Below are 14,175 nucleotides of genomic sequence, written 5' to 3' on the forward strand. Positions count from 1 at the left end.
ATTGTACTAACCTTGGCTTACGAAGGTCATTGAGATGGAGTTCACGCAGTGGCGAATGTTGTTTTCAGTTAGTCTTTCTCCTTCAAACACATGGCCTAGATGGCCTTCACAATTGGCGCAGACGATTTCGATACGTCGGCCATCAGCGTCTGGTACACGTTTAACAGCATTGGGAATTTCGTCGTCAAAACTGGGCCAGCCACAGTGAGAAAGGAATTTGTGTTCTGACGTATAAAGCGGCGCATCACATTGACGGCAAAGATATAGGCCACCTTCCATTGTGTCTGTGTATTCGCCGGTAAATGGGCGCTCTGTGCCTTTATCAAGGATGACTCTTGCTTCTTCTGGTGTCAGTTTGTTGTAGGGTTTACTCATCATAACATCACTCTCTTGCCACTCATTAAAAGGGACTTGGTTTGCGTAAATTATGGCATGTCTTATGGTTATTAACTAAGACAATAAAATGCACAATGAGTTCGAGCATTTTTACCTTGCTGATATAGAAAGAATATTGAACTTATGAAACAGGATGTTAGAGCTAAATCGTGCGTTTTTGGTGGAGTCTCCAATGGGGGCGTTGAGTGTTTTTGCTACGTTATGGTGATGTAAATTTGGCAAATAGCCACTATAGATGGCAAGAATATATAATCTATTTTATTTGCTTTTACCAAATTGGATATTCCCTGCTAAGCTTAACATTCCTGTTTGATTGGCCTGAAAATGGAGGGCTGTCTGATGTATCTACACACTACACAAACTATAACACTACCAAGTACTATCTTTATTTCGGAGTCAGTCATGGCTGGTCATTATTCTCTAAGTGATGAGTACGACGAGAATGATGATTTTTACGATGACGCTGACGACGATGAGTCATACTACGGCGACTCAGATGACAGTGATGATGATTTCTGGGATGACTCCAACGACGACTAACTGTCACACACTACAAAAAAGGGGAAGTTGAATTGATCGACTTCCCCTTTTTTTATCACAAATACATGACTTACACCGTAGGGCGTTCCTGATACTGAGGAATATCATCGCAAATCTCATACCATTCTGCTTTTGAGCCGACAAAGATGTGCGAAGAGGGTTTGCTATGTATTTTGCTATCAAGAGTACCGATACGAAGGCGAAGTAGCTCTGGCATTTGTGAACGTCGACTATAAAGTGGTGATGCACATTGCTTGCAAAAGACGCGGAAAACACCAGTGCGTAGATTCGTATTCAGCTAGGAGGCTCTTTGCCTTTTAACAAGGCGAAGGCGGTTGTTGGAATAGCTGCATTGGCGGCAAACGCAGAGCCGTTGGCTTTACGACATTTTTGACAATGACACTGCATGATGTCACCCAATTCGCCTTTTATTTCGTATTGCACGCCATTACACAAACAGCTTCCTGATAACATATTTTTTCCTTAATTGAGGTGTGTTTTGTCCACTTGATCGTTAATCTTTTTGCTGTGGACAGACAACTTTTGTGGCTTTTAGGTGATACATAGTCACTTCTGGGTGACTAAAGAAACCCATTTCCCAAGGATTTTTCTGGATAAAGAGTTCTTGGATTTGTTGGAAAACTGGATTGCTTTTAGGTATTTCATAAACATCACTTTTGATGATGCTGTAATTCCATTCGATGGCTTCTTCAAAAGTAAAGGTGGCACGACCATCGATAGCAAAGTAACACTGATTGTGACGACTTAACAGCTTAGCCTTAAATGTACTCGGGAAGGTAATAAAGAAAATATCATCGTCAACAGAGGATAAGAATGCCATCACGGTGGAATGTGGTTGCTGTTTGGCATATGTCATCAAAACGCCAATTTTATTATCGTTTTCGCTGTCGTCAATTTCGGGAGCAACGGTAAGGGGGCTGCATGGCAGATCGACAGGAGGGCGGTTGTCGCTCGGATGCTCGTAGTCATTCGTTCGGAAAGATTTAACAATGCTAGCGCCATAGTACACTTCGTACTCAATAGCGGTTAGTTGTACTTTTTGGCCTGTTATGGATGAAACTATACCTTTAAAAGAGGAGCGGTAAACTTTTAAGTCTGCATCATATTCAGAAACACCAGTACGATTATCTAAATGTACGGTGATTTTTTGATCTGCTTTAAGCTGATGACCATTAGGAAAGAAAAGTTCCAATGCCGTATCAGATAGTATGTTTACACCGCAAATATAAACATCCATTTCGCTCTCTTTCGCGCCATAAGTACCCGCTACGCCGAGTACTTGTTTACCAATGAGATTACTTAAAGCTATTTGCGTCATTGTTTCATCCTTATCATGAAGTGTTGAGCTTATTATTGTTGGTAATCGGTGAGGAAAAGTGTATCAGAAAGTAGTGAAAATAAGCATGAAGATTGCTTTGACTCTATTTTGCTGGTTACACTGAATAAACGTTATTTATAAATTCTTTAAGGGGTTGCCAGTGAACCAGACATTTGAAGCGATATTTAAAGACAATATTAAGCGTGTGCATTACCAAGTTGACGGACTGAGTTCGGAGAAGAGTCATATTCAAGTGGTTATTTGGCCAACGTTTTCAGGTCTAAGTGACTTTGAAAAAGGTATTGCAGATCATATTGCGTCACTAGGGTTTTCGAGCAACAGCGCTTGATTTGTACGGTATAGATCTGAATCCAGTAGAGATGGAGCAGAAGCGTGCCAAAATGGGGGCCTTGGTCGCAGAAGCTGACCCATTACACGAGTTGCTGAATGAGCTAACACAATCAGCTTGTGATGCTATTCATGGTAAGACCATCGTCCATATTGGCTTTTGTCTAGGTGGTCGATTGGCTTTGGAAGCGGGGTTGCATCTTCATAATAGTGCTGGAGCGGTGAGTTTTCATGGGTTGATGAGCTTCTTTCGTGCTCAGTCGGAAGAAAAGGCCAATACGAAAACAAAGATTTTAGTTTTAAATGGTCATCAAGACCCGCTGGTTACAGGGGACGACGCTCAAGAAGCGAAACGTTACTGGACAAGTTTGGGGATGGATTTTCAGTTTATTGACTTCAGTAACACCATGCATTCTTTTATGTTGCCAAGTGCGAACAATCCAGACCATGGAAGCCAGTATAACCCACAGACGGCCCAGCGAGGTTATCGATACTTAGCGAATTTCCTAGAAGAGTTTGTCTAACGTAAGGTGATGGTTAAGATAGCCCCGCATAAATAAGCTTATACGGGGCTTTTTATGTTAGCGAACAGGCACTGGTCTATTTACGAGTGCTTCGCCGGAGCGATTAAAGAGGTAGCAATCTGCTTTTTCAGACCGACTTCGACACTTTCTCCGTGGCGTGTTAGGTTGGCACCACTGACTTCAATAGTGAGTTTGTGACCCTGAAATTGACCGTAAAGGTAGGTAAGGCCACCGAGATGCTCAGCGACGTCGATATCAATTTTTAAGACGATGTCTGCGTCTTGAGTGTTTTCTTTCACGTGTTCTGGACGTATGCCAAGTTTTACGCTTTCGTTGACGGATATTTTCGTACCATCCACTTCTAATTCGATGGTTTGTCCAGCGATGTCTATCACAGCAATGTCTTTGTTATCGATGCTAATGACTTTGCCGTCTAAAAAATTCATTTTAGGGGAGCCAATAAAGCCTGCTACAAATTCATTGGCAGGATTGTGATAGAGCCTCCTAAAGGCGAACCGACTTGCTCCACGTTACCCGCGCGTAATACCACGATTTTGTCGGCTAACGTCATGGCTTCCACTTGATCGTGAGTCACGTAAATCATCGTGGCTTTTAGACGATTGTGCAGTTGTGCAATCTGAATGCGCATATCAACACGAAGTTCCGCGTCTAGGTTAGAAAGCGGTTCATCAAAAAGAAATACTTCGGGTTGGCGAACAATGGCACGGCCGATGGCGACCCGCTGACGTTGACCACCGGAGAGTTGTTTGGGCTTGCGATCCAGTAGTTCATTGAGTTGTAGAATGTTAGCGGCATTTGATACTTGTGCTTTGATTTTGTCTGGTGCAACACCATTCATACGCAAGCCAAAGCTCATGTTTTCTTCCACTGTCATGTGTGGGTAGAGTGCATAAGATTGAAACACCATAGCAACGCCGCGATCCGCTGGCGCGACGTTATTCATGTTGGTGCCATTGATTTCGAGCTTACCGTCGGTGATATCTTCTAAGCCTGCAATTAAACGCAGTAGGGTGGATTTACCGCAGCCTGATGGACCAACAAAGACCACAAATTCGCCGTCTTGTAGATCTAAATTGACGCCATGAATGGTTTCTATGTCGTGAAACCGTTTGATGACGTTTGTTAGTTTTATCGTCGCCATAATGGATTTTCCTATAGTTAATTAGAGGCCATGGCCCCCATGCGGATGGATACTTTCTTACAGGCGTCTTTGACCAGTGCTTGAAAGTGTTGAAAGCGCGCATCGTCTACACGAAATTTAGGGGCGGTAATACTCAGCGCGGCAATGGGTTCGTTTCTGTGGTTTAAAATCACCGAGGCGGCACATTGAATGCCTTCTTCGTGTTCTTCTAAATCCAAGGAAATCTTGCTGTCACGAATCTTGATAAGATCTTGTCTTAACATATCTTCGTTAATTAAGGTGGTGTCTGTGTGCTTGATAAAGCTTTGTTCTTTGATGGCGGCGGCTAATTGCTCTTCACTGAGAAACGCCATCATGGCTTTACCGACGCCAGTGCAATAGGCTCAGGCCTTTTTTGCCAACAGCCGAAAACAAGCGCAAGCTTTTTTGACTTTCTAGCTTGTCGATGTAAATAACATCGCCACGATCCAGCACCGCAAGGTGAATGGTTTCACCGGTTTCATTCCATAATAATTTCATTTGATCCGCAGCAATATCACGCACATCAATTTTTGACCAGGCTTGGTGGGCTAATTCGAGTAAGCCATAACCTGGGTGATACAGCTGAGTAGCTTCGTCGAAGCGAATTAAGCCTTTCTCGGTCAATGATGTCAGGGTGCGATGCGCGGTTGCTTTGGGTAGATCGGTTTTTTCGACCAATTCGGCAAAGCGTAATGGCACCGGCGTGACACACACTTCTTGCAATAGGCTAAGTGCTTTGTCTAGCGATGAGCCTCCGCTCTTAGTGTCTTGCTCTGACATGGTTGGGTTTCCTTAATGTCTATTTTTATAATTTTCTAAGGTCTATTTAGCTTCAAAAAAGAGGCCTGACAAAATGTTCTAAATTGAGTATTGCAAAAAATGGAACTTTATTCCATTATTTTATTAGACGAATTACTTGACGCTCAATGTTGGTAGCAAGTAGGGCGGTTTATAAACTAATAAAAATAAGAGGTATGTGCGCCATGCAAAAGTTGCATAGCAAGCAGCAGCAATGGATGCCAGTTTTGTTCTTAGCACCGGCAGTCATTTTGTTTGTGGTCTACGTTATTTTTCCTATTCTTCAAAGTATTTGGTTGAGTTTTTATGAGTGGGATGGCATTGGTGAAAAAACCTTCGTCGGCTTTCGTAATTACATCGAGCTTTTTGAAGACTATCAGTTTTGGGGAGCGTTAAAAAACAATCTGTATTGGATGGTTTTTTTCATGCTAGCACCACCTATTGGATTAGGTATTGCGCTTTTTCTGAACCAGAAAGTCATGGGGATACGACTGGTTAAGTCGATGTTCTTCTTTCCTTTTGTCATTTCTCAAGTGGTTGTTGGTCTGGTTTTTTCTTGGTTTTACGATCCTTCTTTTGGCCTGTTCAATAAGGCGATTGGTTTGTTTGGCATGGAGCCAGTTGCGATCTTATCCGATGAAAATTGGGTAACGTTTGGCATTATTGTCGCGGGGCTATGGCCGCAGATTGCGTATTGCATGATTTTGTATCTCACAGGCTTAAACAATCTCAACCCAGATCAAATCGAAGCGGCACGTTTAGATGGGGCGCATGGTTGGAAAATGTTACGTCATGTGATCCTGCCACAATTGCGACCTGCTACTTTTATTGCCGTTGTCGTGACAGTAATCGGTGCCCTGCGAAGCTTTGACCTCGTAGCAACCATGACCAGCGGCGGCCCATTTGGCACGTCGAGCGTCCTTGCTTACTTCATGTATGAACAATCTATCTTTAATTATCGTGCTGGTTACGGTGCGGCGATTGCGACCGTGTTGTTCTTGATTATGGACATTTATATCGCCTACTTCTTGTGGCGTATGCTGAAGAGTGAGAAAGCCTAATGTTTCCAACGCCTATAGAAAAAAGATCATTGCCTTTCAATTTAAGTTATCGCGTGGCGATTTGGATTGCCTTATTGCTTTGGTTGTTGCCTTTAATTGCCGTGATGCTGACGTCAGCAAGATCGACCGCTGACATAAATGCCGGCAATTACTGGGGCATACCTTCCGAATGGATGTTGTTTGAAAACTATGCCTTGGTGTTCACAGAAACCCCGATGGTGCGGTACTTGTTGAACTCTATCCTTATTACTTTACCTGCGGTATTTGGCGCCGTTGCCTTGTCGACACTGGCGGGTTATGCCCTAGCCAAGTTTAAATTTCGCGGTAATGTGGCGCTGTTTGCGGCGTTTATTGCCGGTAATTTTGTGCCGTTTCAAATTCTGATGATTCCCGTACGGGATTTAACCATCAGCATGGGCTTGTATGACACGGCATCAGGTTTGATTCTTTTCCATATCGCTTTTCAAACCGGCTTTTGTACCCTGTTTATGCGTAACTTCATTGTTGGTTTACCCGATGAGTTGATCGAAGCCGCACGTGTAGAAGGGGTGAGTGAATGGCAAATTTTCTGGCATATCGTATTGCCATTGGTTCGTCCTGCTTTGGCAGCCCTGTCGGTATTAATTTTTACCTTTATTTGGAACGATTACTTCTGGGCCTTGGTATTGGTACAAAGTGATGAGGTACGTCCGATTACCGCGGGTATCAGTGCGCTAAAAGGTCAATGGATGGCGTCTTGGCAGTTGATTGCGGCAGGTTCCATTGTGGCGGCTTTGCCTCCGGTTATTTTGTTCTTCGCCATGCAACGCCACTTTATTGCAGGTTTAACTTTGGGCGCTACAAAAGGATAAAAATAATGAAAAATGGTTTGAATGTCAGTCTTTATCGACAAGATTTACCAGAGCAAAACGCACAGGGCAAAACCTTGGTGATTGCTTGTCCAAAACAGGGTGCACCTGAGTTGTTGTATTTTGGTGATGCTTTGCCCAAAGCAACCGATTTAAATAGTCTCTATTTGTCACAGCAGGCTGCCATACCCCAAGGCATGATGGATAAACCAACCCCCATGTCGCTGATTCCTGAAGCGGGCCGAGGTTGGTTGCAAACGCCAGGAGTGGAAGCCATGGCCGCAGATCGGCCAGCGTGGGCAGCTTGCTGGACATTGGTGGATGTGGAAGAGCAGCAAAATGGCTTTTTGATTCGCTTAGAAGACAAGGTTGCGCAGTTGTCGGTTGCTCTGAATATTGGCTTGTTGCCGTCTGGTGTATTGCGTCAGCAGTTAACATTGATCAACCACGGTCAAGCCGATGTCACGCTGCAACGTTTGGCTTGTACTTTACCCGTTGCCAGTAAATGTACTGAACGAATGGGATTTTATGGCCGCTGGTGTCAGGAGTTTCAGCAAGAGCGCAGTGATTGGTACGCCACTTGGTTGCAAGAAAACCGCAATGGTCGCAATTCTCAAGCGAACTTTCCGGCCGTTATTGTGGGTGAACAAGGCTTTGGTGAGCAACAGGGTGAGCTTGTTGGTGCGCATCTAGCGTGGAGCGGCAATCACAGATTAAAAGCTGATTATACCGCCGAAGGTCATCGCTATTTGCAAGCCGAAGTTTTGTATTTGCCGGGGGAAATCGTGCTGGCGACGAATGAGTCGATCACTACGCCAGAATTCTTAGCCGCACACAGTACGTCTGGTTTAAACACCATGAGCCAACAGTTTCATCAAGAAGCGCGTCATCGTTTGAAGTTAACTAAGCCTCGTCCTGTTCATCTCAATACTTGGGAAGCCTTTTACTTTGATCACGATATGACCAAGCTGAAAGCACTGGCGAAAGCCGCCGCCGAAGTAGGTGTCGAGCGATATATTCTTGATGATGGTTGGTTCCGTGGTCGTCACCACGACAAAGCGGCGCTGGGTGATTGGTTTGTTGATGTCGGCAAATACCCAGAGGGTTTAATGCCGTTGATTCGTTATGTGAAAGACGACTTAGGTATGGAGTTTGGTTTGTGGTTTGAACCTGAAATGGTCAATCCAGACTCTGATCTATTCCGTGCGCATCCGGATTGGGCATTGCAGTTGCCCCAGTACGCACCGGCTTTGGCACGTAATCAATTGGTATTGAACTTAGCCAAACCAGACGCTTATCAATATATCCGTGAGCGCTTATTTACCTTGTTTAGCGAATATCCGATTGATTATGTGAAATGGGATATGAACCGAGACTATACCCAACCAAGTGGTGATATTGCGCCACAGGCTCATGCGCAAGTTGACGCTTTGTATCGTTTGTTGAGCGAGGCTCAATCAAGCGTTTCCTAATATGGAAATTGAGAGCTGTTCGTCCGGTGGTGCGAGAGTGGATTTTGGCATTTTAAATTACACCAAACGTTTTTGGGCATCAGATTGCAACGATGCCTTAGAGCGCCAAAGTATCCAGCGCGGTTTTAGTTATTTTCTGCCGCCAGAGGTAATGGAGCTCTCATATTGGCCCAGACAAAAGCCATACCACCAGCCGAGTACATGACGTGACTTTTCGAGCAGGAACCGCCATGTTGGGGCATTTGGGCATCGAATGGAACTTACTAGACGCTAACGAAGAGCAAAAAGCCATCATTGCTAATTGGTTGTCTCATTATAAGCAGCATCGATCTGTGTTGCATCAAGGCAATAATTGGCGTTTGCCCAGTGCCGATGGTCGAGCACAAACCCAATGGGCGTTGAGCCAAGATCGCCTGCAAGGCTTGGCCGTTTACAGTCAACTCGCCATGCCAAAACAAGCGCAAACCTTGCCTGTTTGCTTGCCGAATTTATGGCCAGATCAACTCTACCGAGTAGAGGTTCTGGAACACAGCCCATTACCAGGCCATCTGATGAAAGCCTTGCCTGCGTGGTGGAAAAAAGACCTTATTTTAAACGGTGCGAGTTTGAGCCAAGTTGGCTTGCAGCTGCCTATTTTTGACCCTGAATCTCTCGTATTGCTAGCGATTCAAGCCGTACCTTTGATGGAGAAACATTGAATGAGCGACAACAATAACAAAGATAAAAAACCATTACGCAGCCAACAATGGTACGGCAAGTTAGATAAAGACGGTTTTATTCATCGTAGTTGGATGAAAAACCAAGGTTTGCCAGATCACAGTTTTGATGGTCGCCCCATCATTGGTATTTGTAATTCATGGAGTGAATTGACGCCGTGTAATTCGCACCTTCGTGAATTGGCGGAATACGTAAAACGTGGCGTGTGGGAAGCGGGCGGTGTGCCGTTAGAATTTCCGGTTATGTCGTTGGGTGAAACCCAAATGAAGCCGACGGCGATGTTGTTCCGCAATTTGATGAGTATGGACGTTGAAGAATCCATGCGCGCGTACGGAATGGATGGTGTTGTGTTATTGGGCGGTTGTGACAAAACCACGCCAGCGCAATTAATGGGCGCTTGTTCAGTCGATTTACCGACTATCGTTGTGTCTTCAGGCCCTATGTTGAATGGTAAATATCGCGGTAAAGACATCGGCTCTGGCACCGATGTGTGGAAATTCAGTGAAGCGGTTCGCGGTGGCAAAATGAGCCTTGATGCTTTCATGCGCGCGGAATCGGGCATGTCTCGTTCTCGTGGCACTTGTATGACCATGGGCACGGCGTCGACCATGTCGTGTCTGATTGAAGCTTTGGGCATGTCGTTACCAGAAAACGGCACTTTGCCAGCAGTAGATGCCCGCCGTCAGGCGTTGGCGCATATGACAGGCGCTCGCATTGTCGAGATGGTCAAAGAAGATCTAAAACCGTCGGATATTTTAACCAAGACCGCGTTTGAAAACGCCATTCGTGCTAATGCCGCCATTGGTGGATCAACCAATGCCGTGGTGCATTTGTTGGCGATTGCGGGTCGTGTCGGCGTGGATTTAACGCTAGAAGATTGGGATCGCATTGGTGCGGAAATTCCTTGTCTAGTAGATTTGATGCCTTCTGGCCGGTTCCTGATGGAAGACTTCCATTACGCAGGCGGTTTTCCCGCGTTAATTCAGCGTTTGAGCCATCTGTTTGATATGAACGCCAATACGGTTTGTGGCGCTACCTTGGGTGAGATTACCAAAGGCGCAGAGTGTTTCAACGAAGAGGTGATTCGTCCTCTTGATAAGCCATTACGAGCGAACGCGGGCATTGCGGTGTTACGCGGTAACTTGTCGCCACTAGGCGCGATTATTAAACCGAGCGCAGCGACACCAGCGTTGTTGCAACATACAGGCAAAGCTGTGGTGTTTGAAAACATCGAAGACTACAAAGCTCGTATCGATACGCCAGAGCTGGAAGTCGACAAAGATTCGATTCTGGTGCTTAAAGGCTGTGGACCAAAAGGTTATCCGGGTATGCCAGAAGTGGGCAACATGGCGTTGCCCAGTAAGTTGTTAGAACAAGGCATTACCGACATGGTGCGCATCAGTGATGCGCGCATGAGCGGCACCGCGTTTGGTACTGTGGTGCTGCATGTGGCGCCCGAGTCGACTGTCGGTGGGCCGTTGGCTTTGGTGCAAAACGGCGATGAAATCACCCTTGATGTAGAAGGGCGTGGTTTGCATTTGCATATTTCTGATGAAGAAATGGCGCGTCGCAAAGCCGCATGGCAACCAGAAGAAAGCGATTATCATCGCGGCTATGCCAAGTTATATATAGACCATGTTATGCAAGCAGACCAGGGAGCCGATCTAGACTTCCTTGTTGGTAACAGTGGCTCAAAAGTGAGCAGGGAGTCCCATTAATGACACACAATAAAAATAAAACGGTTTTTCCCAGTTTGGCGGGGCGTCATGCTCTTGTCAGTGGTGGCGCGTCTGGTATTGGTGAAGCCTTGGTTAGAGCGTTAGCTCGACAAGGTTGTTTGGTCAGTTTTTTCGATATTGATCAAACTGCAGGTGAGAACCTTGCAAACGAGCTAAACGATCAAGGCTTGAAAGCGCATTTTAATTTGGTTGATTTGACTGAAATAAACACGCTTCAAAAAGTGATTACTGAGCGAATGGCTGATTGGGGCGCGATTCGCATTCTGGTAAACAACGCAGCCAACGATCATCGTCATACTCTCCAAGACATGACCTCAGATGCATTTGATCAATGTATGTCAGTGAATTTAAAACACCATTTCTTCGCAGCTCAAGCGGTTGCACCGGCAATGGCTGAAGCCGGTGGCGGAAGCATTATTAATATGAGTTCTAACTCTTGGATGCTAGGACTAGCAGGTTATCCTGGCTACGTGACCGCCAAAGCGGGTATTTCAGGCTTAACCAAAGGCTTAGCTCGTGAGCTTGGCGGTCAAAAAATTCGTGTCAATACGGTATTGCCTGGTTGGGTAATGACGGAAAAACAAAAGCGCTTGTGGTTAACGCCAGAAGCTGAAGCCGAGTTGATGACACAGCAAGCGCTGAAAGAAAAAATTGAGCCAGAAGATGTGGCGGATTTGGTGTTGTTCTTGAGCGCTGATGACAGCCGTATGATCTCTGGACAAAGTTTGGTTGTGGACGGAGGGCGTTTGTAATGACCCAATTTAATCCTGTTTCACAACCTGCTGGTGGCCAAGCAAGCTTTATTGCCGTTGATTGGGGAACCACCAATTTACGTGCCTTTTTGATGAATCAGGATGGTCATATTCAAGCGCAGCGTGATAGTGACCGAGGCATGTTAAAGCTCGGTTCGGCTGAATTTGAAAACGTCTTATCTGATTTGTTGGGGGATTGGCTAACGCCTGACCTGCCGATTTACATGGCGGGTATGGTGGGCAGTCGTGGTGGTTGGCAAGAAGTGCCTTATCAGCATTGTCCAATCAAGTTAGACGACTTGTCAGATCATCTGTTTTGGCTAACGACATCGTTACCAAACAAAGTAGCAATCGTACCTGGCTTACGAGGTACGGGTGTGGCTGGTTTGCTTGATGTCATGCGTGGCGAAGAAACGCAATTATTGGGCGCGCTCGATTGGTTAGAAGGGCAAGGTCGATCCGATGAATCACCGGTATTTTGCTTACACTGGAACTCATTGTAAATGGGCGCAAATCACTGAAGGCAAGGTGATGCAGTTTTCCACTTCCATTACGGGCGAGCTTTTTGCCCGTTTGAATGATGAATCCAGTTTGGTAAAAAGTTTGCCTAAATCCGATCAGCTTAACGAAGATGCATTCAAAAAAGGCGTGCAAGCCAGTCGACAAGATGGCGGAATTTTACATCATTTATTCAGTGCTCGTAGCCGTTTTGTATGTGGTGAATTGGCTGCAGACGAAGTGCGAGATTATTTGTCTGGTGTGGTGATTGGTCATGATGTGAATGACACGTTAAAAGCTTTAAAGGGGGGATCGTTAGAAGTGCCAAAAAATCCTGTAGTGATCATAGGTAGCGAAGCACTTAGCGAACGTTATGCTCTGGCTTTGTCTTTGCGAGGTTTTACTTGTGAATTTTTAGCCGCTAACGAAGCCAGTATTCGTGGTTTAAAACGCTTGGCGAATCGTCAGGCAGTGTCGGCAAATAACCCGACAACAGGGGCGTTATGATATGAAACATTCTTTTGATGCATTGATGCAAGAGTTTCCAATGGTTGCCATTCTTCGCGGTATTAAACCCGACGAAGTGGTTGAGCATGCTCAATCTTTGATTGATGCTGGTTTTCGCCTAATCGAAGTACCGCTGAATTCGCCTGATGCGTTTACCAGTATTCGTACCTTACAAGACAAATTCGGTGATCAAGTGTTGATTGGTGCCGGTACGGTTTTGACCATGGCACAGTTGACCGAACTAGTCGCCACTGGTGCAAAATTAATGGTTTGCCCGCATACAGACGTTGAGCTGATTAAAGCCGCAAAAGTCGCAGGTTTATACGCTATGCCAGGATTTTTTACCGCGAGCGAAGCATTTGCAGCACTGCACGCAGGTGCTGATGCGGTGAAACTGTTTCCTGCTGAAGCATTGCCTACGATCAATGTGGTGAAAGCCTTAGGAGCGGTGATTCCCGCCGAGACTTGGTTATGCCCCGTTGGTGGTGTCACACCAAACAACGTAGCTGACTATTTGAATGTTGGCGCTCGTGGCTTTGGTCTAGGCTCGGCTTTGTATAAAAAAGGCCAGTCTGTCGAAATGACGAAAGCCAATGCTGAAGCCTTTATGGCTGCTTGGAAGACTTATCAGAAATAGCTTTCTTTAAGCAGACAAGACAAGTTGGAGAATAAAAATAATGAAGCAAATTAGTACGCAACGTCACCAATTAGCCGAAGGGCCATTTTGGAGCCAGTCAGAACAAGCTTTGTACTGGGTTGATATTCCAGCCTGCCAAGTATGGCGTTGGCATCAAGAGTCCAATGAATACCAGCATTGGACTCTGCCGAAAAAAGTATCAGCAGTTTTCACTACTCAAAGCGATCGCTTATTAGTGGCTTTGGCGGACTCTGTCGCCTATTTGGATAAAACGACAGGTGAATTAGAGCACTTGTGTGATTTGGATACCGATATTCCGGGGAATCGTAGCAACGATGCTAAGTGTGATCCAAACGGTGTGTTGTGGCTTGGTACCATGGACGATGCAGAAGAAAACACATCGGGTCGGTTATGGAAGATTACACCGGAAGGCAAAAACTCTGATGCTCGAAGACGTTGGTATTTCTAATACTTTGGCGTGGGATGAGTCTCGTGGACGTTTTTATTTTGGCGATTCTATGGCACGTAAGGTACATGCCTTTCCTTATCCAGAATTTTATGACATTCGTAGCCAGAAGCCCTTTTTTGAAGTGAAAGAGGGGATCGGCGCTGATGGCTCTTGTATCGATTCCGAAGGCTGTATTTGGAACGCCAATTGGAATGGAGCGAGAATAGTGCGCTATAACCCAGAAGGCGAAGTGCTTCAGACCATCGAATTGCCTTTTCAAAACCAACAAGCTGTGTGTTTGGTGGTCCCGATGGCAATACTTTATTCATTACCTCCGCCAGCGTAGCAACCAGTGAAGGTGAGTTAGT

The 14,175-nt window shown here is 45.5% G+C and carries 23 protein-coding genes; 15 read left to right on the forward strand and 8 right to left on the reverse strand.

All coding sequences use genetic code 11. The features are described from left to right. Positions 1-6: 6 nt before the first annotated feature. Positions 7-378, reverse strand: coding sequence for a methionine-R-sulfoxide reductase (locus ONZ52_RS05430; protein ID WP_265217695.1), 372 nt, complete (start codon positions 376-378; stop codon positions 7-9). Positions 379-798: 420 nt separating this feature from the next. Here ONZ52_RS05430 and ONZ52_RS05435 point away from each other — a divergent pair, with 420 nt between their 5' ends. Continuing rightward, positions 799-936 carry a hypothetical protein gene (locus ONZ52_RS05435; RefSeq protein ID WP_162623506.1) on the forward strand — a complete coding sequence of 46 codons (138 nt, stop codon included), beginning with the start codon at positions 799-801 and terminating at the stop codon, positions 934-936. A 70-nt stretch (positions 937-1,006) separates the two neighbouring features. Here ONZ52_RS05435 and ONZ52_RS25580 read toward each other — a convergent pair whose 3' ends face one another. From ONZ52_RS25580 to ONZ52_RS05450, 3 genes are all read right to left on the reverse strand, one after another. Next, positions 1,007-1,153, reverse strand: a complete 147-nt coding sequence (locus tag ONZ52_RS25580; protein WP_487348997.1) for a GFA family protein — start codon at positions 1,151-1,153, stop codon at positions 1,007-1,009. Positions 1,154-1,230: 77 nt separating this feature from the next. Beyond that, complete coding sequence (locus tag ONZ52_RS25270; protein ID WP_265217696.1) at positions 1,231-1,410, reverse strand: GFA family protein; 180 nt, start codon at positions 1,408-1,410, stop codon at positions 1,231-1,233. A 40-nt stretch (positions 1,411-1,450) separates the two neighbouring features. Continuing rightward, entirely contained in the window at positions 1,451-2,275 is an 825-nt protein-coding gene (locus tag ONZ52_RS05450; RefSeq protein ID WP_265217697.1) for a pyridoxamine 5'-phosphate oxidase family protein, read from the reverse strand. Between the two features lie 160 nt (positions 2,276-2,435). Between ONZ52_RS05450 and ONZ52_RS05455 the strand changes: the two genes are divergently transcribed. After that, entirely contained in the window at positions 2,436-2,624 is a 189-nt protein-coding gene (locus ONZ52_RS05455; RefSeq protein WP_265217698.1) for a hypothetical protein, read from the forward strand. Between the two features lies 1 nt (position 2,625). Further along, complete coding sequence (locus tag ONZ52_RS05460) at positions 2,626-3,147, forward strand: dienelactone hydrolase family protein (RefSeq protein ID WP_265217699.1); 522 nt, start codon at positions 2,626-2,628, stop codon at positions 3,145-3,147. 80 nt (positions 3,148-3,227) lie between these two features. Here the strand turns inward: ONZ52_RS05460 and ONZ52_RS25275 are convergent, their stop codons facing one another. The 4 genes from ONZ52_RS25275 to ONZ52_RS05475 are packed head-to-tail and all read right to left on the reverse strand — an operon-like array spanning position 3,228 to position 5,110. Next, on the reverse strand, positions 3,228-3,593 hold the full coding sequence (locus tag ONZ52_RS25275; protein WP_428981157.1) for a TOBE domain-containing protein: 366 nt from the start codon (positions 3,591-3,593) through the stop codon (positions 3,228-3,230). A gap of 23 nt (positions 3,594-3,616) precedes the next feature. After that, on the reverse strand, positions 3,617-4,309 hold the full coding sequence (locus ONZ52_RS25280) for an ABC transporter ATP-binding protein (protein WP_428981158.1): 693 nt from the start codon (positions 4,307-4,309) through the stop codon (positions 3,617-3,619). Positions 4,310-4,326: 17 nt separating this feature from the next. Next, positions 4,327-4,665: an IclR family transcriptional regulator C-terminal domain-containing protein gene (locus tag ONZ52_RS05470; RefSeq protein ID WP_265217701.1), complete on the reverse strand. Its 339-nt coding sequence runs from the start codon at positions 4,663-4,665 to the stop codon at positions 4,327-4,329. Positions 4,666-4,669: 4 nt separating this feature from the next. Continuing rightward, on the reverse strand, positions 4,670-5,110 hold the full coding sequence (locus tag ONZ52_RS05475; protein WP_265217702.1) for an IclR family transcriptional regulator: 441 nt from the start codon (positions 5,108-5,110) through the stop codon (positions 4,670-4,672). 203 nt (positions 5,111-5,313) lie between these two features. Here ONZ52_RS05475 and ONZ52_RS05480 point away from each other — a divergent pair, with 203 nt between their 5' ends. Genes ONZ52_RS05480 through ONZ52_RS25010 form a run of 12 tightly spaced genes read left to right on the forward strand, consistent with a single transcriptional unit; the run spans position 5,314 to position 14,153 of the window. Further along, complete coding sequence (locus ONZ52_RS05480; protein ID WP_265217704.1) at positions 5,314-6,189, forward strand: carbohydrate ABC transporter permease; 876 nt, start codon at positions 5,314-5,316, stop codon at positions 6,187-6,189. After that, positions 6,189-7,040 carry a carbohydrate ABC transporter permease gene (locus tag ONZ52_RS05485; protein ID WP_111607572.1) on the forward strand — a complete coding sequence of 284 codons (852 nt, stop codon included), beginning with the start codon at positions 6,189-6,191 and terminating at the stop codon, positions 7,038-7,040. Before ONZ52_RS05480 ends, ONZ52_RS05485 begins: the two co-directional genes overlap by 1 nt. Before the next feature lie 5 nt (positions 7,041-7,045). Continuing rightward, positions 7,046-8,509, forward strand: coding sequence for an alpha-galactosidase (locus ONZ52_RS05490; protein WP_265217705.1), 1,464 nt, complete (start codon positions 7,046-7,048; stop codon positions 8,507-8,509). 1 nt (position 8,510) lies between these two features. Continuing rightward, entirely contained in the window at positions 8,511-8,714 is a 204-nt protein-coding gene (locus tag ONZ52_RS05495; protein WP_265217706.1) for an alpha-galactosidase, read from the forward strand. Between the two features lies 1 nt (position 8,715). Then, entirely contained in the window at positions 8,716-9,207 is a 492-nt protein-coding gene (locus tag ONZ52_RS05500) for an alpha-galactosidase (protein ID WP_265217707.1), read from the forward strand. Next, positions 9,208-10,944, forward strand: coding sequence for an IlvD/Edd family dehydratase (locus ONZ52_RS05505; RefSeq protein WP_265217708.1), 1,737 nt, complete (start codon positions 9,208-9,210; stop codon positions 10,942-10,944). Continuing rightward, entirely contained in the window at positions 10,944-11,717 is a 774-nt protein-coding gene (locus ONZ52_RS05510; protein WP_265217709.1) for an SDR family NAD(P)-dependent oxidoreductase, read from the forward strand. Before ONZ52_RS05505 ends, ONZ52_RS05510 begins: the two co-directional genes overlap by 1 nt. Continuing rightward, entirely contained in the window at positions 11,717-12,220 is a 504-nt protein-coding gene (locus ONZ52_RS05515) for a 2-dehydro-3-deoxygalactonokinase (RefSeq protein ID WP_265217710.1), read from the forward strand. The genes ONZ52_RS05510 and ONZ52_RS05515 overlap by 1 nt, the downstream gene beginning before the upstream one ends. Next, positions 12,180-12,722: a 2-dehydro-3-deoxygalactonokinase gene (locus ONZ52_RS05520; RefSeq protein ID WP_265217711.1), complete on the forward strand. Its 543-nt coding sequence runs from the start codon at positions 12,180-12,182 to the stop codon at positions 12,720-12,722. Before ONZ52_RS05515 ends, ONZ52_RS05520 begins: the two co-directional genes overlap by 41 nt. Position 12,723: 1 nt before the next feature. Beyond that, the gene (locus ONZ52_RS05525) at positions 12,724-13,359 is read left to right on the forward strand and encodes a 2-dehydro-3-deoxy-6-phosphogalactonate aldolase (RefSeq protein ID WP_265217713.1); all 636 of its coding nucleotides are present in this window, start codon (positions 12,724-12,726) and stop codon (positions 13,357-13,359) included. Between the two features lie 40 nt (positions 13,360-13,399). Then, a complete protein-coding gene (locus ONZ52_RS25005) occupies positions 13,400-13,828 on the forward strand; it encodes an SMP-30/gluconolactonase/LRE family protein (protein ID WP_346433224.1) in 429 nt (142 codons plus the stop codon). Next, positions 13,803-14,153, forward strand: coding sequence for an SMP-30/gluconolactonase/LRE family protein (locus ONZ52_RS25010; RefSeq protein ID WP_346433225.1), 351 nt, complete (start codon positions 13,803-13,805; stop codon positions 14,151-14,153). The genes ONZ52_RS25005 and ONZ52_RS25010 overlap by 26 nt, the downstream gene beginning before the upstream one ends. Positions 14,154-14,175 lie beyond the last annotated feature (22 nt).

The organism is Marinomonas rhodophyticola (assembly GCF_026113935.1).
Lineage (GTDB): Bacteria > Pseudomonadota > Gammaproteobacteria > Pseudomonadales > Marinomonadaceae > Marinomonas > Marinomonas rhodophyticola.